Genomic DNA, 16539 nt, shown 5'->3' with positions numbered 1-16539 from the left:
ACCGGATGGTGCCCGCCGACCCGCACGCAGCGCCACCCAGTTCTTGATCGACTCGGGTTCCTGAAACTCGGGCTGTCACCACGACCGGAACAGCCCGAGTTTCAGGAACCCGAGTCGATCAAGGGCTCGGTGCTTACGAAGTCGCCGTCCTTCACCCCGGCTACGAAGGACATCCACCCGTCTGCCGGGTAGACCAGGGTCGCCGCCGCGCGGTCCTTGCTGTCGCGCACCGCCACCCGGCCAGAGCCGTCCAGAACCGGCCCCGCCTCGACACAGCTTCCGCCGTTGCTGTTGCTCTGAGTGCTGATGTGCCAGGCCACGGCCGGCAGTGCCTCGTTCATGGCAGTTCCTCCGTGATCTTCGCGATCAGCTCGGCCGTCTCGCGCCGACCAAGCGCGACATCCTGAAGGCGATGGTACGCAAGCGCGTAACGTCTCGACTTCGGAGATTCCATGAACCGGCGCCCACCCCGAGTCTCGGCATAGGCCACCTCGGGGTAGGGCTTGGGCATCGGGAAAAGGACGAACGAGCCGTCGAGCCCGGCGTGCAGGCCGACCCGTGACGGCAGAACGCGGACGTCGATGTTCTGCCGTCGCATCAACTCGGCGAGGTGCTGTAGTTGGCCGCGCATCACGGCAGGGCTCCCGACTGGTCGACGAAGAACGCTCTCGTCGATGACGGCCGCTACCCGGACGGCGGGCTCGCGTGTGAGCACACGCTGACGGTCAATCCTCAATTGCAGCCACTTGCTGATCGAGAAGCCTGTCGCCTGTTCTCCCTCGGCGTTACGGATCACGGCTTCCGCGTAGGCCGCCGTCTGCATGAGCCCCGGCATGAGAAAGGCATCCCACGAGCAGATGCGCTCGGCTCTAGTCTCCAACCAGGGAAAGTCGATGAATGAGGCGTCCACCAACTCGTCGTAGTCGTCGTCCCAACGGTCGGTCCGCCAGGCGTCTTCGGCGAGCTGGAGGAAGCGGTTGCGTTCCCGCCCGTCGTGCTCGCCGTACAGGTCGAGGAGAGATTCGACAACTCCCCGTCGAAACGGCCACTCGGCACGCTCCCAGCGGGCGATGGACGAGAAGTCCCGCTCCAGAAACTCGGCCGCCTGCTTGAGCGTGATGCCGCGCTGTTCCCGCAACTGACGCATCTGCTGGCCGAGCCACTGGGCACGCAATGTCTGGACGAACGATTCACGCCTGGCGGGCATGGGTCCCCTCTTTCGACGTCCCTCATGACGGACTTGTTGGTGTCGTTGCACCAATGCCGAGGCCAGTGGAAACGTGGCCTCCGGGTGAGGGTGATCGCCGGTCCCCGGGATACCCGGTGCCAACACGGCAACCGCGGCTGTGCCAACAGCCGAGAAGGTGACGAGAGACGGCCTCGCGAGTGGCAGTCGCATACCGGCTCTCGTCGGGTCTCAACTAGAGCGTCGGGATATGCGGAATCCCGGCTCCGAACCGACTTGACCGAATACCTACCACGAAGAAGGGCGCTCTCGCGACCCCGACCCACCCATCGACCGATGAGGAGAGGTGCCCGATGATCAGAGGCGCGTTCCACGACGGTGGCCGGCTGCATCCGCGGCACGTACGCGACCATCAGTTCGCCACCGTGGGCTTCGGCCGTCGGGGCCTCGACCCCCGGGAGGTGCGGCGGTTCCTGCACCGGATTGCGCTCGACCTGACTGCGCTGCACCACGATCTGGCGCTGCTCAGCGAGGAGAACGCGCGGGTCAAGCGTGCGCTGCGGGCCCGGCAGAGCGCCTGGCCCGAGAGGCGGCAGTGGTGATCCCGCCGGAGTGCATCTTCGTACCGCTGCCCCGGGCCGCCGCGCTGGCCTTCACCGAGCCGACCGACTCGGCCGAACCGCCACCCCGGCATGTGATCCACCTGCCGGTGGCGGTCGCCGACCTGACCGAGGCGCTGAGCCTGGCCCGTCGGCTCGCCCGGTCGCTGGCTCCGACGCCACAGGTCGACGTCGGCGGCACCACCGTGTCGGCCGAGGACGCGCAGCACGTACGACACTGGGTTCTCTGCGACCGGATCATGCCGGAGCGCCGGCGGTGCGGGCGGCGGGCCGACCACGACGGCGGCTGCCTGCCCGTCGACGAACCCTAGACGCCCGCGAGCCGGTGACAGGGTGATCGACTCGTGTTCCTAGAAGTCGGGGTGTCCCGCCGAAGAGAACACCCCGACTTTCAGAAACCCGAGTCGATCACTGTCACGGGTCCACGACGACGAGTTCGCCGACCTGTTCGCCGATCGTGGTGCGGGCCTCCGCCGGCAGGCCCGCGTCGGTGATCAGGACGTCGGCGGCCTCCAGCGGGGCGATGGTGGCGATGCCGATCGTCTCCCACTTGGTGTGGTCGGCGAGGACCACCAGCCGGCGGGCGGCGCCGATGAGGCACCTGTTGACGCCCGCCTCCAGCAGGTTCGGCGTGGTGAGGCCGGTACGCGGGCTGAGCCCGTGCACGCCGAGGAAGAGCAGGTCGACGTTGAGGGCGCTGATCGCCGCCTCGGCGACCGGCCCGGTCAACGCGTCCGACGGGGTACGGATGCCGCCGGTCAGCACGACTGTCTGGTCGGCGCGCGGGTCCTGGTAGAGCGCGTCGGCCACCGGGATCGAGTTGGTCACCACAGTCAGCCCGCGTACGTCGGACAGGAGCGTGGCCAGCGCGGCGGTGGTGGTGCCGGCGGAGAGCGCGATGGCCATCCCGGGCTCCACCATCGTCGCGGCCCGCTCGGCGATGGCCCGCTTCTCCGCCTGCTGGCGGATCGACTTGGCGGCGAAGCCGGGCTCGTCGGCCGAGCCCGGCCCGGCGAGGGTCGCCCCGCCGTGCACCTTGTCCACCAGGCCGCGCTCGGCCAACACCTCCAGGTCGCGCCGGATCGTCATGTCGGACACGCCGAACCTGCTGACCAGGTGACTCACCCGTACGCCGCCACGTTGGCGGATCAGATCGAGGATGGCGGTCTGCCGCTGCTGGGCGAGCATCTGGGAACCTCCTTCGCGCCGTGACCGTCGCCGGGGTCAGCTCGGCCCGTCGGCCCGGTCCTCCCGGACGACGGCCACCCCACCGGCCGGCAGACCCAGCTCACCGCCGCAACGCCCGCCGGTCAACAGGTCGACGCCGGTCGCCGCGACGCGTACCTCGTCGTCGGTGTGGTTGATTGCGAACAGCCAGGTCCGGTCGCCGTCGCGGCGGCGTACCACCTCCACCCCGGACGGCGCCGGCGCCGCCGGGCGGACGTCGGCCTCGGCGAGCAGCCGGGCGACCAGCCGGTCGGTGGCCGGCTCGTCCAGCCGGGTGCCGACGTACCAGGCGGCGCCGTCGCCCACCGCGTTCCGGGTCAGCGCCGGCACGCCCGGCAGGGGCCCATCGGTGTACGACGCGAGCACGTCCGCGCCCTCGGCGTGCAGCCACTCGGTCCACACGTCGGCCACGCTGCCGTCGTCGAGGTGCACCCGCTCACCCTCGCGCAGCGGGAAGAACTCCTCGGTCCGCACGCCGAGCAGATCCCGGAACGCACCCGGGTAGCCGCCCAGCCGGATGTGGTCGTTGGCGTCCACGATCCCGCTGAAGTAGGTGACCAGCGCCGTGCCGCCGGCCTCGACGTAGCGCTGTAGCGCCTCGGCGTCGGCGTCCCGAACCAGGTAGAGGGTCGGCGCCAGGACCAGCCGGTAGCCACCGAGGTCGGCCGACGGGTGGACGATGTCGGCGGTGACGCCGGCCCGCCAAAGCGCGCCGTACAGGGCGTTCAACCGGTCGGCGTAGGTGACGTCGACGCTGGGGTGCGAATCCAGCTCGACCGCCCACCACGCCTCCCAGTCGAACAGGATCGCCACGTCGGCGTCGACCCGGCTGCCGCGCACCTCGGCGAGCGCCCTGAGGTCGGCGCCGAGCTGGCAGACCTCGCGGAACACCTTGGTGTTTGGCCCGGCGTGCGGGACCAGGGCGGAGTGGAACTTCTCGGCTCCCGCCCGGGAGGCGCGCCACTGGAAGAAGAGCACCCCGTCGGCGCCCCGGGCCACGTGCGCGAGACTGTTGCGGCGGAGCTGCCCGGGCAGCTTGGCCACGTTGCGGGGCTGCCAGTTGACGGCGCTCGTGGAGTGCTCCATCAGCAGCCACGGCGCGCCGCCGGCGACGCCCCGGGTGTGGTCGGCGGCGAGCGCCAGTCCGAGGTGTGCCAGCGGGTCGGCGGCGGTCAGGTAGTGGTCGTTGGAGACCAGGTCCACGTCGGCGGCCCAGGAGTGGTAGTCCATGTGCTTCACGCCCAGGCCGATCATGAAGTTGGTGGTGACCGGCTGGCGGACCAGCGTCCTCAGCACCTCGCGTTCGGCGCGCAACTGGGCGCGCTGCTCGTCGGAGGAGAACCGCAGGAAGTCGAGCTGCTGGGTGGGGTTGGCGAAGGTCGGCGCGGCGCGCGGCGGATTGATCTCGGCCCAGTCGCCGTAGCGTTGGCTCCAGAACGCGGTGCCCCAGGCGTCGTTGAGCCGGTCCAGGTCGCCGTAGCGCTCGCGCAGCCAGCCCCGGAACGCCTCGGCGCTGACGTCGCAGTAGCAGTGCACGTTGTGGCAGCCCAGCTCGTTGGAGACGTGCCACATGACGACGGCGGGGTGCTCGGCGTACCGGCCGGCGACCGCGCGGACCAGGTCCAGCGACCGCTCCCGGAAGATCGGCGAACTGGGGCAGTACGCCTGCCGGCCGCCCGGCCACAGGGTCACGCCGTCGGCCCGGCGGGGCAGCGTCTGCGGGTGCTGTCGGGCCAGCCAGGGTGGCGGGCTGGCCGTCGCGGTGGCCAGGTCGACCTGGACGCCCCCGTCGTGCAGCAGGCCCAGCACCCGGTCCAGCCAGCCGAACTCGAATCGTCCCGGGGTCGGCTCCAGCAGTGCCCAGGAGAAGATCCCGACGGAGACCAGGTTGACCCCGGCCCGACGCATCAGGTCGACGTCCTCCGACCAGGTCTCCTCGGGCCACTGCTCGGGGTTGTAGTCGCCGCCGAAAGAGATGCCGTCGCCCTGCCATCGCCGCATGACAGCTGAGCGTGCACCCCCCGTGCGGCGGAAGTCAACAGGTTCCAACATTGATCTTCTTTTGCCTCCTGTCGGGTAACAGCCGTATCACGACTGGGTCAGCGGAGGCGAACTGCCCTATTGACAGCGCCCGACGGGCAGGTAGCTTGAGGCCCCAATGGCCGTTCGTGTTCGCCAATGTGGATTCTCGGTGGATCTTTGTGTGATCACGACGCCGGACCTGCCTTCACCACCCCTGATGACCGTTGGGTCTAGCACCTCTTCATCAACAGGAGGCACCGATGTCCCGTCCCCGATCCCAAGCCGAGTACCTGGCTCGACTCGTACCGCCCTCGGTCGCCGGCATCAACCGGCGCGCGCTGCTGGCCGGCGCGGCCGGCACCGGCGCGTTGCTCGGCACCGGCATGCTCGCCGGCTGCGGCGACGACTCCGGCTCCGGCGGGTCCAGCACAGACGTCTCGCTGGGCTCGAACCAGTCCGACCCGAAGCCGAAGGACGTCCTGGCCAAGGTCACCGACGGGTTCAAGACCGCCTCCGGCGTCCAGGTCGCGGTGAACACCGTCGACCACAACACGTTCCAGGAGAACATCAACAACTACCTGCAGGGCAAGCCGGACGACGTGTTCACCTGGTTCGCCGGCTACCGGATGCGCTTCTTCGCCGCGAAGGGCCTGACCGGTGACATCAGCGACGTGTGGGGCAAGCTCTCCGGCTTCTCCGACGCCTTCAAGAAGGCGTCCACGGGGGACGACGGCAAGCAGTACTTCGTCCCGGCGACGTACTACCCGTGGGCGGTCTTCTACCGCAAGTCGGTCTGGCAGCAGTACGGCTACCAGGTGCCGAAGACCCTCAGCGACTTCACCGCCCTCGGCGCGCAGATGAAGAAGGACGGCCTGACCCCGATCGCCTTCGCCGACAAGGACGGTTGGCCGGCGATGGGCACCTTCGACATCCTCAACCTGCGGATCAACGGCTACCAGTTCCACGTCGACCTGATGGCCGGAAAGGAGGCGTGGACCTCCGACAAGGTCAGGAAGGTCTTCGACACCTGGGCCGGCCTGCTCCCCCTGCACCAGCCGGACGCGCTCGGGCGCACCTGGCAGGAGGCCGCCCAGTCGTTGCAGCAGAAGAAGAGCGGGATGTACCTGCTCGGCCTCTTCGTCGGTCAGCAGTTCAGCAACGAGGAGCAGGACGACCTCGACTTCTTCACGTTCCCGGAGATCGACCCGGCGATCGGCGCCAAGGCGTTGGACGCTCCGATCGACGGCTACATGATGGCCCGCAAGCCCAAGAACGAGGACAACGCGCGCAAGCTGCTCGAATACCTCGGCGGCAAGGAGTCCGCCGACATCACGCTGAAGAACGACCCAGCCGTCCTCGTCGCCAACAGCGGCGCGAACGTCGGCGGCTACACGGCCCTGCAGAAAAAGGCCGCCGAACTGGTCGGGTCGGCCACCGAGATCGCCCAGTTCCTCGACCGGGACACCCGGCCGGACTTCGCCTCGACGGTGATCATCCCGGCGCTCCAGCAGTTCATCAAGGACCCGAAGGACATCGGCGGGCTCACCACGTCCATCGAGAACCAGAAGAAGTCGATCTTCACTGACTGACGGCGGAAGGGGGAGGACATCGTGTCCGACCTGCCCCTGATCCAAGCGGATCGCGCCGTGCCGCCGCCGGCGACGACCACCTCCACCGGTGGCCGCCGCCGACGGCTACGGCTCCTGTCCCGTACCGACCGCGTGGTCATCACGCTGATGGTGCTCGTCCCGCTGCTGCTCGTCACCGGGTTCGTCTGGCTGCCGGCGGCGGCCACCGTGCTGCTCTCCGGCACCAACTGGGACGGCATCGGCCCACTCAACGAGATCGAGTTCGTCGGCGGACGCAACTACAGCGACGTGGTCAACATCTACCCGCCGTTCGTGCCGGCCATCCAGCACAACCTGCTCTGGCTGGCGGCGTTGTTCGTGGTCGCCACCCCGTTCGGCATGTTCCTGGCCGTCCTGCTCGACAAGGAGCTGCGCGGCAGCCGCTTCTACCAGACCGCGCTCTACCTGCCGGTGGTGCTCTCGCTGGCGCTGATCGGCTTCGTCTGGCAACTGCTCTACTCGCGCGACCAAGGACTGATCAACGCCGTCTTCGGCAGCAACGTCGACTGGTACGGCGACTCGAACGTCAACATCTGGGCGGTCCTGGTCGCCTCCGGCTGGCGGCACGTCGGCTACATCATGCTGCTCTACCTCGCCGGCCTGAAGGGCGTGGACCCGTCGCTGCGCGAGGCCGCGGCGGTCGACGGCGCGTCGGAGAGCCGCACCTTCTTCCGGGTGGTGTTCCCGGTGCTGCGGCCGATCAACATCATCGTGCTGGTGGTGACCGTGATCGAGTCGCTGCGCGCGTTCGACCTGGTCTGGGTGGTCAACAAGGGCCGCAACGGCTTGGAGCTGATCTCCGCGCTGGTCACCCAGAACGTGGTGGGCGAGGCGAGCCGGATCGGCTTCGGCTCGGCACTCGCGACGATCATGCTGGTCGTCTCGCTCGTCTTCATCACCATCTACCTGGCGACAGTGATGAGGGAGAACCGCGAATGAGCGTCGACGCCGCGGCCCGCCGCCGCACAGTGACCCCGGCACGGATGGTGCTGCACGGCTTCCTCATCGTCATCTCGCTGGCCTGGCTCTTCCCGATCGGCTGGGCGATCCTGACGTCGTTCCGCTCGTACGACTACACCGCCGCCAACGGGTACGTCTCCTTCGGCGGCTGGACGATCGACAACTACGTCACCGCCTGGCGGACGGCGGAGTTCGGCCAGCACTTCCTCAACTCGGTCTACATCACCGTTCCGGCCGTGCTGCTCACCCTCTTCCTCGCCTCCTGCGTGGCGTTCGTCATCGCCCGGTTCGGTTGGAAGCTCAACCTCGTGCTGCTCGGGGTGTTCACCGCCGCCAACCTGCTCCCCCAGCAGGCGCTGCTCATCCCGCTGTTCCGACTGTTCACGCAGGTGCCGTTGCCGGAGTTCCTGAGCGACTCCGAGCTGCTCTACGACAGCTACTGGGGGCTGATCCTGATCAACGTGGCCTTCCAGTGTGGCTTCTGCGTCTTCGTGCTGAGCAACTACATGAAGGCGCTGCCGAGCGACCTGTACGAGGCCGCGATGGTCGACGGGGCGAGCGTCTGGCGGCAGTACTGGCAGGTCACCATGCCGCTGTGCCGGCCGGCCCTGGCCGCGCTGGCGACCCTGGAGGTGACCTGGATCTACAACGAGTTCTTCTGGGCCACCGTCCTCATGCGCACCGGCGACAAGTTCCCGGTGACCAGCTCACTCAACAACCTGCGCGGCGAGTTCTTCACCGACAACAACCTGGTCTCGGCGGGCAGCGTCCTCGTCGCGATCCCCACCCTGGTGATCTTCTTTATGCTCCAGCGGCACTTCGTTCGGGGCCTGACCCTGGGAGCCTCCAAAGGATGACGATCCTGCACCTGCGCCGCGCGCGGACCAGCCTGGTGCTCGACGCGCGCGGCCCGGGGCTGCCCCGGGTCGTGCACTGGGGCGGCGACGTCGGCGACCTCGACGACGAGGGCCTGCGCCAGCTCACCCGCGCCACGGTGCCACCGGTGGTGCCCAGCAGCTTCGACGCGCCGACAGTGCTGTCCCTGCTGCCCGAGGCGAGCGCCGGTTGGAGCGGTCGACCGGGGCTGGCCGGGCACCGGGATGGCGCCGACTGGTCCACCGCGTTCCGGCTGGACGGTCTCGACGTCGACCAGCCCGCCGAGGGGCCGGCCCGGGTGACGGTACGGGCGTCGGACCCGGCCGCCGGCCTCGGACTGACCATCGAACTCACCCTCGACCCGTACGGCCTGCTGACCCTGCGGCACCGGCTGCGCAACGACGGCGACCGCGCGTACGAGGTGCGGGAGCTGACGCCGGTGCTGCCGGTCCCAGCGGTCGCCACCGAACTGCTCGACCTGACCGGCCGGTGGTGCCGCGAACGCTCGCCGCAGCGGCACCGGTGGCAGCACGGCGCCTGGGTCCGCGAGGGGCGACACGGCCGGACCGGGCACGACGCCCCGCTGCTGCTGGTGGCCGGCACCGCCGGGTTCGGTTTCGGCCACGGTGAGGTCTGGGCGGTGCACACCGCGTGGAGCGGGAACCACGTCACCGTCGCCGAGCGCCGGCCCACCGGGGAGTCGACCCTCGGTGGTGGGGAGCTACTGGCTCCCGGGGAGATCCGGCTCGCCCCCGGCGAGTCGTACGACACTCCAGTGCTCTACGCGGTCTGGTCCGACGCCGGGCTGGACGGGCTCAGCGACGTGCTGCACACCCACCTGCGGGCCCGTCCCGGGCACCCGCGCTCCCCCCGACCGGTGACCCTCAACGTCTGGGAGGCGGTGTACTTCGACCACGACCTGGACCGCCTGCGGGCGCTCGCCGACCGGGCCGCGCGGATCGGTGTGGAGCGGTTCGTGCTCGACGACGGCTGGTTCCGCGGCCGGCGCGACGACACCGCCGGGCTCGGTGACTGGTACGTCGACGAGACCGTCTGGCCCGACGGCCTGCTACCGCTGATCGAACACGTGACCGGCCGGGGCCTGGAGTTCGGGCTCTGGGTCGAGCCGGAGATGGTCAACCCCGACTCGGACCTGTTCCGCGCGCACCCCGACTGGGTGCTGGCCGTGCCGGGGCGTCTGCCACCGGCCTGGCGTCACCAGCAGGCGCTCGACCTGGGCCGCCCCGAGGCGTACGACTACGTGTGGGAACGACTCGACACGCTGCTCAGCGCCCACCCCGGGATCAGGTATCTCAAGTGGGACCAGAACCGGGACCTCACCGAGGCGGGGCACCACGGCCGGCCCGGGGTGCACGGGCAGACCCTCGCCGTCTACCGGCTCCTCGACGAGCTGCGCCGGCGTCACCCGGGCGTGGAGATCGAGAGCTGCTCGTCCGGCGGCGCGCGGGTGGACCTGGCCATCCTGGCCCGTACCGACCGGGTCTGGGCCAGCGACTGCAACGACGCCCTGGAACGGCTCGGCATCCAGCGGTGGACGGGGTTGCTGCTGCCGCCGGAGCTGATCGGCACGCACATCGGCCCGGAGCGCTCGCACACCACCAGACGCGTACACGATCTGGGGTTCCGGGCCGCGACAGCGCTCTTCGGCCACCACGGCATCGAGTGGGACATCGCCTCGATCAGCGCCGCCGAGCAGGCCGAGCTGGCCGCCTGGGTGGCGCTGCACAAACGGCTGCGCCCGCTGCTGCACGCCGGCCGGGTGGTCCGGGTCGACCACCCGGACCCGGCCGTCTGGGCGCACGGCGTGGTCGCGACCGACCAGACCCGAGCGGTGTACGCGGTGGCGCGCCTGACCACGTCGGTGACGCAGGTGCCCGGCGCGGTGCGGCTGCCCGGCCTGGACCCGGCCCGGCGGTACCGGGTCCGGCCGGTCCCGGACGTGCCGGCCCCGGCGGCCATCGACCTGTCCGGGCCTGCCTGGCTGGCCGAAGGTGTCACGGTGAGCGGGGCCGCGCTGGCCCGGGTGGGCGTGCAGATACCCTCCCTGCACCCGGAGCAGAGCCTGGTGCTCGAGGTGGACGAGGCCGGCTAGAAATTTCTGTGCGCGGAGTGTCGAGAACGGTGTCGCTGGCTTCTACCTCAGTGTGAGAGCACCGACGACGGGTGCGCGGTCGTGAGGAGTACGACGATGAAGTACATGCTGCTGATGCAGTTCAGCGCCGCCGGGACCGACTTCCCGAGCATCGACACCTGGACCCCGGAGGAGATCCGGGCGCACATCGCCTTCATGGGCGAGGTCAACGACAAGCTGACCGCCGCCGGTGAGTGGGTCGACGGGCAGGGCCTCGGCGGTCCGCAGCAGGCCCGGATCGTCCGCGCCGGGGACGGCGGGGCGCCGGTGGTGACCGAGGGGCCGTTCGCCGAGACGAAGGAGTTCCTGGCCGGCTTCTGGGTCGTGGACTGCGCGAGCCCGGAGCGGGCGGTGGAGCTGGCCGCGTACATCTCCACGGCGCCCGGCCCGGGTGGTCGGCCGCTGAACATGCCGATCGAGGTGCACCCGGTGATGTCCGCCCCGCCGCAGGAGGTGTGAGGGCTGACCGTCGACACCCACGTCGAGGACCTGCTGCGCGATCTGGCGCCGCAGGTCCTCGGCGTGCTCACCCGCCGCTTCGGCGACTTCGCCACCGCCGAGGACGCCGTACAGGAGGCGCTGCTCGCCGCCGCCACGCAGTGGCCGACCGAGGGACTGCCGGCGAACCCGCGGGGTTGGCTGATCCAGGTCGGCTACCGCCGGATGATCGAACTGGTCCGCGGCGAGCAGGCCCGCCGCCGCCGCGAGGACCTGGTCGCCCGGCAGGACCCGGACGACCGGCGGTACGCCTCCCCGGCGGACGAGGAGCTGACCGCCGAGCGGGACGACACACTGGTGCTGCTCTTCCTCTGCTGCCACCCGGCGCTCGCCCCGGCGTCGGCGGTCGCGCTGACCCTGCGCGCCGTCGGTGGCCTGAGCACCGCCGAGATCGCCCGCGCGTTCCTGGTGCCGGAGGCGACAATGGCGCAGCGGATCAGCCGCGCCAAGCACCGCATCACGACCTCCGGGCTGCCGTTCCGGATGCCCGAGCCGGCGGAGCGCGCCGAACGGTTGGCGGCCGTCCGCCAGGTGCTCTACCTGGTCTTCACCGAGGGGCACACCAGCACCACCGGCCCGGACCTGCGCCGGGTCGACCTCGCGGCGGAGGCCATCCGGTTGACCCGTGCGCTGCACACGATGCTGCCCGACGACAGCGAGTCGGCGGGTCTGCTGGCGCTGATGCTGCTCACCGAGGCACGCGGGCCGGCGCGGACCGGGCCGTCCGGTGAGCTGATCTCGCTGGCCGACCAGGACCGGAGCCGCTGGGACGCGGCGGCGATCGACGAGGGCGTCGCCCTCGTCACCCGGGCGCTCCCGCGCGGACCGGTCGGCCCGTACCAGGTGCAGGCCGCCATCGCCGCGCTGCACGACGAGGCGCCGAACACCGAGCAGACCGACTGGCCGCAGATCCTGGCGCTCTACGAGGTGCTGGAACGCCTGGCCGGCACTCCGGTGGTGGCCCTCAACCGGGCCGTCGCGACCGCCATGGTGCACGGGCCGGCCGCCGGACTGGCCGCCCTCGACGCGCTCGCCGACGACCCACGACTGGCCGGCCAGCACCGGCTCGCCGCCGCTCGCGCCCACCTGCACGAGATGGCCGGCGACCGGGCGCGGGCGATCGTCGACTACCGGGACGCCGCCGCGCGGACGAGCAGCCGTCCGGAACAGCTCTACCTCACCATGCGGGCGGCCCGCCTCGCCGCCGGATCAGGCCCCGGCTGACGCCGCACGCACTGTCCTTCGTGGACACGTGCCGGTGCGCGGGCGGGAACTGTCCCAGATCTGCCCTGCCAGCCTCTTGGCGGAGTCGGCGGCGGTGAGCGCCGGCCGGCTTCCGACGGCACTAGCCTGGGCGCGGACGATGTCACCGACCAGGAAGGATGGCGCGACACCTATGGCGTACGTGCTGCTGGGGATCGCCATCCTCGCCGAGGTGTTGGCGACCAGCCTGATCAAGAGCACCGCCGGCTTCACCCGCCTCTGGCCGACGCTGGGCTGCCTGACCGGGTACGCGCTGGCGTTCCTCCTGCTGGCCCAGGCCGTCCGGGAGATACCGGTGGGCGTCGCGTACGCCCTCTGGTCGGGCCTGGGCACCGCGACGATCGTCGCGATCGGGGCGGTGTTCCTCGGCGAGTCGGTGGGCCCGGTCAAGCTCACCGGCATCGCTCTGATCATCGCCGGGGTGGTCATCGTGAACCTGACCGGGGAGCACTGACCCTGACGGATGCCGTTGGCCGGGCCCGGATCGGACCCGGCCACCGGTCTGATGGTCAACTGGCGGTGCAGCTCACCTGCGGTGTGGTGTTGCTGCCGGTCCAGCTACCGAGGAAGCCGAAGCTGGCGCTGGCGCCGGCCGCGAGTCGGCCGTTGTGCCCCACGTTGCGCGCGGTCACCGTGGCTCCGCTGCTGGTCAGCGCGGTGTTCCAGGACTGGGTGACGCTCTGGCCGTTGGCGAAGGTCCACCGGGTGGTCCAGCCCGTGATCGCGCTGGCGCCGGCGGTCACCCGTACCTCGCCCTGGAAGCCGCCCTGCCACTGGTTGGTCACCGTGTACGTCGCCGTACACCCACCGGCGGGCGGGGGCGTCGTCGGTGGAGGCGTGGTGGGCGGGGGCGTGGTCGGCGGCGGGGTGCCGCCGAAGACGCTGGCCTCCCGGGCGGTCTGCCGGATGCCGTTGACCCCGTTGAACAGCCGCTGCCCCCAGGTGGTCAGGTTGGCCGGGTTGAAGTTGGTGGCCAGGTCGAGGTATTCGACGCCGCCGCCGTTACCACTCCACGACCAGCCCAGCCAGCCGATCCCGTTGGCCTGGCTGTACGCGAGAATGGCGTCCTCGTCCGGGTCCCCGTCGGAGTGGTTGAAGCCGAACTCGCCGACCACTATGGGCAGCCCGGCGGCGCGGAACCGGCCCAGGTAGTCGCTGATCTCCGCGGCGGTGTCGAACACCCCGTACATGTGGACGGAGAAGACGGTGTTGCGCGCCGGGTCCGCGGCGAAGACCGACGCGGCGTTGTCGCGCATGGTGAACGACCAGTCCTGGCCCCAGTTCGGCGCGTCCACCATGATCGTGTGGGTCAGCCCGCCGGCGCGCAGGCGCTTGATCGCGGCGGCGTTGTCGGTGGCCCACGAGGCGTAGTTCTGGTTGCCGTACGGCTCGTTGCCGATGTTGACGATGACGTACGGCTCCTGGCCGGTGAGGACGTCGGCGATGCTGAGCCAGTAGTCGACGGCGCGGGCGAGGGTGATCGCCCCGCTCTGCTCGCCGTACCCGGTGGTGTCGTGCACCTCCAGCACACAGATCAGCCGGTTGGCCCGGCACAGCGAGATGACGTTGGCGACGTCGGCGTTGGTGTTGCGGGTCCACCGGTCGCCGCTGGAGAGCACCACACGCACGGTGTTCGCGCCGAGCGCCTTCACGTCGGCGAACGAGCTGGTCTGCTGCGGGTACCAGGTGTGCGCGTGGTTGACGCCGCGCATCACGAATTCGGCGCCGTTGGCGTCGTACAGCTTGCCGTTGGCGACGGAGAAACCGGCCGCGGCCTGCGCCGGCTGGCCGAACGTCAGCGCGGCGACGAGCATCGCCAACACTGCCGCGCCGGCGACGGAGAGTCGAGTCTTCATGGCCTTCCTCAGGGGGGACCCCCGGTGCCCGACAGGGGTGGGACGTGACAGGGGAAGGCGGCTGCAGCCCGGCAGCCGCGCCCGACTCTCGGCGCAGGCATCAGCGTAGGGCGATGGGTTTGCCGTCGCAACCGGTTCAGTACGGCGAACCAGTGACCCAGACAGCCGCAACGGCCCACGCGGGCGCGGGCCGTCGCGGGGCGATCATCCCCACCACAGGATGCGCGCCACCCTCCGGGTCTTAACCGGTTAAGAGCGACGGTAGGCAGCTCACCCCGATCCGTCAAGCACTCCGGGGGTGAACCGGACGGAGGGTTGAGCGCCGCCCAGCGGGGTATCCCGGGAACGATCCGTCGGTGGGAAGGGGAAACCAGGATGGTCAACGTCGGCTACACCCTGATGTGCGAGCAGGCCGGTCCCAAGCAGCTGGTGGACCACGCGGTGAGGGCCGAGGCGGCCGGCTTCGACCAATTGGTGATGTCCGACCACTACTACCCCTGGCTGGACTCGCAGGGCCACTCCCCGTACGCCTGGTCGGTGCTCGGCGCGGTCGCCCACGCCACCTCCCGCGCGGAGCTGATGTCCTTCGTGACCTGCCCGATCCGCCGCTACCACCCGGCGGTCATCGCGCAGAAGGCCAGCACCGTAGGGGTGCTCTCGGACGGTCGGTTCACCCTCGGCCTGGGCGCCGGGGAGAACCTGAACGAGCACGTGGTCGGCGGCTGGCCACACGTGCAGCAGCGGCACGAGATGTTCGAGGAGGCGTTGCAGATCATCCGACCGCTGCTCAACGGCGAGACGCTGACCTTCTCCGGCAACCACTTCGACGTGCCCGACGCCTACGTCTGGGACCGTCCCGAGCGGCCGGTGCCGATGGCCGTCGCCGCGTCCGGTCGGCAGTCCGCGACGCTCGCCGCCGACTACGGCAACGGCATCATCGCCACCGAGCCCGACCGGCACATCATCGAGATGTACGACGACGCCGGCGGCGCCGGCCAGCCCCGGTACGGGCAGGTGGCCATCTGCTACGGGCCGGACGAGGCGGAGTGCCGCAAGATCGTGCACGACCAGTTCCGCTGGTTCGGGATGGGTTGGAAGGTCAACGCCGACCTGCCCGGCCCGGAGTCCTTCGCCGCCGCCACCCAGTTCGTCAGGGAGGAGGACGTCGCCGAGGGCATCACCTGCGGCCCGGACGTCGACGCGCACGTCGAGGCGTTCCGCAAGTACGTCGACGCGGGCTTCACGCACGTGGCGATCATCCAGGTCGGCGGGGACGGCCAGCCCATGTTCCTGGATTGGGCGCAGGACCAGTTGCTGCCCCGGCTGCGCGAACTGTGAGTTTCTTCCCCGGCACGTTCGGGCTCGCCGAGCTGCGCCTCGCCATGGCCGCGCCCGAGCCGGCGGCGGGGTTGACCAGTGACTGGCGGCGCGTCGACGGGCTGCGCACCCACACCCGGCTCGGCGTCCGCCCGGGGACCGACGCGCCGCCCGTGGTGCTGGTGCACGGGCTGGCCGTCTCGCACCGGTATCTCACCCCGCTGGCCGCCGCGCTCGCCGGCACCCATCCGGTGTACGTGCCGGACCTGCCCGGCTTCGGCCTGAGCGAGCACCCCCGCCGCGCGTACGACGTGCGCCGGCACGCCGCGCACCTGTCGGCCTGGCTGGCCGCGTACGGGTTGCCGCCGGTCTGTCTGCTCGGGCACTCGTTCGGCGCGGAGGTGGCCGCCGCGCTCGCCGCGACCCAGCCGGACGCGGTACGCGCGCTGGTGCTGGCCGGGCCGACCAGCGACCCGACCGCCCGCTCCCGCCGGGCGCAGGTCGGCCGGTGGCTGGTGGACAGCACCCGTGAGGCGCCGTTGCAGGCCCCGATCCTGGTGCGGGACGTCTGGAACGCCCGACCCTGGCGGGTCCTCGCGACGCTGTCGCACTCGGTCCGCAACGCCATCGAGGCGGACCTGGTGCGGATCGCCGCGCCGACGGTGGTGCTCGGCGGTGCCCAGGACCCGGTCGCGCCGGGGGCGTGGCGCGACCAGGCGGCCCGGCTGGTGCCGGACGCCGAGGTGGCCGTGGTCGCCGGTGCGCCGCACAACGCGCCGACGACACATCCGACAGCGGTGGCGGACGTGATCCGCCGCCTGCTCGCCCCGCTTCCCGTTCTCACGGACAGGTGAACCAGATGCGCTTCGGCAACGTGGAGATCCGCCCGCTCGGCGGCGGCCTCGGCTGCCTCCTGATGATCCTCTTCTCGATC

General features: G+C 70.7%; 16 protein-coding genes. 11 read left to right on the top strand and 5 right to left on the bottom strand.

Going from position 1 to position 16539, the window contains the following annotated elements:
• Positions 1–101: 101 nt before the first annotated feature.
• Together O7634_RS18210 and O7634_RS18205 are read right to left on the bottom strand one after the other, a co-directional pair.
• Positions 102–341 carry a DUF397 domain-containing protein gene (locus tag O7634_RS18210; RefSeq protein WP_278151308.1) on the bottom strand — a complete coding sequence of 80 codons (240 nt, stop codon included), beginning with the start codon at positions 339–341 and terminating at the stop codon, positions 102–104.
• Positions 338–1207, bottom strand: a complete 870-nt coding sequence (locus O7634_RS18205) for a helix-turn-helix transcriptional regulator (RefSeq protein WP_278151307.1) — start codon at positions 1205–1207, stop codon at positions 338–340. The genes O7634_RS18210 and O7634_RS18205 overlap by 4 nt, the downstream gene beginning before the upstream one ends.
• A gap of 332 nt (positions 1208–1539) precedes the next feature.
• Between O7634_RS18205 and O7634_RS18200 the strand changes: the two genes are divergently transcribed.
• Positions 1540–1788, top strand: a complete 249-nt coding sequence (locus O7634_RS18200) for a DivIVA domain-containing protein (protein ID WP_278151306.1) — start codon at positions 1540–1542, stop codon at positions 1786–1788.
• 92 nt (positions 1789–1880) lie between these two features.
• Positions 1881–2117, top strand: a complete 237-nt coding sequence (locus tag O7634_RS18195) for a hypothetical protein (RefSeq protein WP_278154007.1) — start codon at positions 1881–1883, stop codon at positions 2115–2117.
• A 103-nt stretch (positions 2118–2220) separates the two neighbouring features.
• On the opposite strand, the gene O7634_RS18190 is transcribed toward O7634_RS18195, so the two are convergent.
• Together O7634_RS18190 and O7634_RS18185 are read right to left on the bottom strand one after the other, a co-directional pair.
• A complete protein-coding gene (locus tag O7634_RS18190; protein WP_278151305.1) occupies positions 2221–2994 on the bottom strand; it encodes a DeoR/GlpR family DNA-binding transcription regulator in 774 nt (257 codons plus the stop codon).
• A gap of 36 nt (positions 2995–3030) precedes the next feature.
• Positions 3031–5034 (bottom strand): beta-galactosidase, encoded by a 2004-nt coding sequence (locus O7634_RS18185; RefSeq protein WP_278151304.1) that lies wholly within the window; start codon positions 5032–5034, stop codon positions 3031–3033.
• 281 nt (positions 5035–5315) lie between these two features.
• Between O7634_RS18185 and O7634_RS18180 the strand changes: the two genes are divergently transcribed.
• From O7634_RS18180 to O7634_RS18150, 7 genes are all read left to right on the top strand, one after another.
• Positions 5316–6644: an ABC transporter substrate-binding protein gene (locus O7634_RS18180; protein WP_278151303.1), complete on the top strand. Its 1329-nt coding sequence runs from the start codon at positions 5316–5318 to the stop codon at positions 6642–6644.
• Between the two features lie 21 nt (positions 6645–6665).
• Positions 6666–7622, top strand: a complete 957-nt coding sequence (locus O7634_RS18175) for a sugar ABC transporter permease (protein ID WP_278151302.1) — start codon at positions 6666–6668, stop codon at positions 7620–7622.
• On the top strand, positions 7619–8500 hold the full coding sequence (locus O7634_RS18170; protein ID WP_278151301.1) for a carbohydrate ABC transporter permease: 882 nt from the start codon (positions 7619–7621) through the stop codon (positions 8498–8500). The genes O7634_RS18175 and O7634_RS18170 overlap by 4 nt, the downstream gene beginning before the upstream one ends.
• Positions 8497–10632, top strand: a complete 2136-nt coding sequence (locus tag O7634_RS18165) for an alpha-galactosidase (protein WP_278151300.1) — start codon at positions 8497–8499, stop codon at positions 10630–10632. Before O7634_RS18170 ends, O7634_RS18165 begins: the two co-directional genes overlap by 4 nt.
• Positions 10633–10728: 96 nt before the next feature.
• Positions 10729–11130 (top strand): YciI family protein, encoded by a 402-nt coding sequence (locus tag O7634_RS18160; RefSeq protein WP_278151299.1) that lies wholly within the window; start codon positions 10729–10731, stop codon positions 11128–11130.
• Between the two features lie 3 nt (positions 11131–11133).
• Positions 11134–12393, top strand: coding sequence for a sigma-70 family RNA polymerase sigma factor (locus tag O7634_RS18155; RefSeq protein WP_278154006.1), 1260 nt, complete (start codon positions 11134–11136; stop codon positions 12391–12393).
• 172 nt (positions 12394–12565) lie between these two features.
• Positions 12566–12886: a multidrug efflux SMR transporter gene (locus O7634_RS18150; protein WP_278151298.1), complete on the top strand. Its 321-nt coding sequence runs from the start codon at positions 12566–12568 to the stop codon at positions 12884–12886.
• Positions 12887–12941: 55 nt separating this feature from the next.
• On the opposite strand, the gene O7634_RS18145 is transcribed toward O7634_RS18150, so the two are convergent.
• Positions 12942–14288, bottom strand: coding sequence for a cellulase family glycosylhydrolase (locus tag O7634_RS18145; RefSeq protein ID WP_278151297.1), 1347 nt, complete (start codon positions 14286–14288; stop codon positions 12942–12944).
• A 375-nt stretch (positions 14289–14663) separates the two neighbouring features.
• Between O7634_RS18145 and O7634_RS18140 the strand changes: the two genes are divergently transcribed.
• Positions 14664–15626 carry a TIGR03557 family F420-dependent LLM class oxidoreductase gene (locus O7634_RS18140; protein ID WP_278151296.1) on the top strand — a complete coding sequence of 321 codons (963 nt, stop codon included), beginning with the start codon at positions 14664–14666 and terminating at the stop codon, positions 15624–15626.
• The gene (locus tag O7634_RS18135; RefSeq protein ID WP_278151295.1) at positions 15623–16459 is read left to right on the top strand and encodes an alpha/beta hydrolase; all 837 of its coding nucleotides are present in this window, start codon (positions 15623–15625) and stop codon (positions 16457–16459) included. The genes O7634_RS18140 and O7634_RS18135 overlap by 4 nt, the downstream gene beginning before the upstream one ends.
• Positions 16460–16539 lie beyond the last annotated feature (80 nt).

Origin of the sequence: Micromonospora sp. WMMD1120 (assembly GCF_029626235.1) — a bacterium.
Taxonomy (GTDB): Bacteria; Actinomycetota; Actinomycetes; order Mycobacteriales; family Micromonosporaceae; genus Micromonospora.
Note: the sequence above shows the minus strand (reverse complement) of the source record. Positions and strands in the feature narration are given on the sequence as shown.

Bases quoted from the DNA above. Each gene is read 5' to 3' on its own strand.
- O7634_RS18170 (WP_278151301.1), top strand. From the start codon at position 7,619: ATGAGCGTCGACGCCGCGGCCCGCCGCCGCACAGTGACCCCGGCACGG.
- O7634_RS18200 (WP_278151306.1), top strand. From the start codon at position 1,540: ATGATCAGAGGCGCGTTCCACGACGGTGGCCGGCTGCATCCGCGGCAC.
- O7634_RS18185 (WP_278151304.1), bottom strand. From the start codon at position 5,034: ATGCGGCGATGGCAGGGCGACGGCATCTCTTTCGGCGGCGACTACAAC.
- O7634_RS18205 (WP_278151307.1), bottom strand. From the start codon at position 1,207: ATGCCCGCCAGGCGTGAATCGTTCGTCCAGACATTGCGTGCCCAGTGG.
- O7634_RS18140 (WP_278151296.1), top strand. From the start codon at position 14,664: ATGGTCAACGTCGGCTACACCCTGATGTGCGAGCAGGCCGGTCCCAAG.
- O7634_RS18165 (WP_278151300.1), top strand. From the start codon at position 8,497: ATGACGATCCTGCACCTGCGCCGCGCGCGGACCAGCCTGGTGCTCGAC.
- O7634_RS18160 (WP_278151299.1), top strand. From the start codon at position 10,729: ATGAAGTACATGCTGCTGATGCAGTTCAGCGCCGCCGGGACCGACTTC.
- O7634_RS18150 (WP_278151298.1), top strand. From the start codon at position 12,566: ATGGCGTACGTGCTGCTGGGGATCGCCATCCTCGCCGAGGTGTTGGCG.
- O7634_RS18180 (WP_278151303.1), top strand. From the start codon at position 5,316: ATGTCCCGTCCCCGATCCCAAGCCGAGTACCTGGCTCGACTCGTACCG.
- O7634_RS18210 (WP_278151308.1), bottom strand. From the start codon at position 341: ATGAACGAGGCACTGCCGGCCGTGGCCTGGCACATCAGCACTCAGAGC.
- O7634_RS18145 (WP_278151297.1), bottom strand. From the start codon at position 14,288: ATGAAGACTCGACTCTCCGTCGCCGGCGCGGCAGTGTTGGCGATGCTC.
- O7634_RS18190 (WP_278151305.1), bottom strand. From the start codon at position 2,994: ATGCTCGCCCAGCAGCGGCAGACCGCCATCCTCGATCTGATCCGCCAA.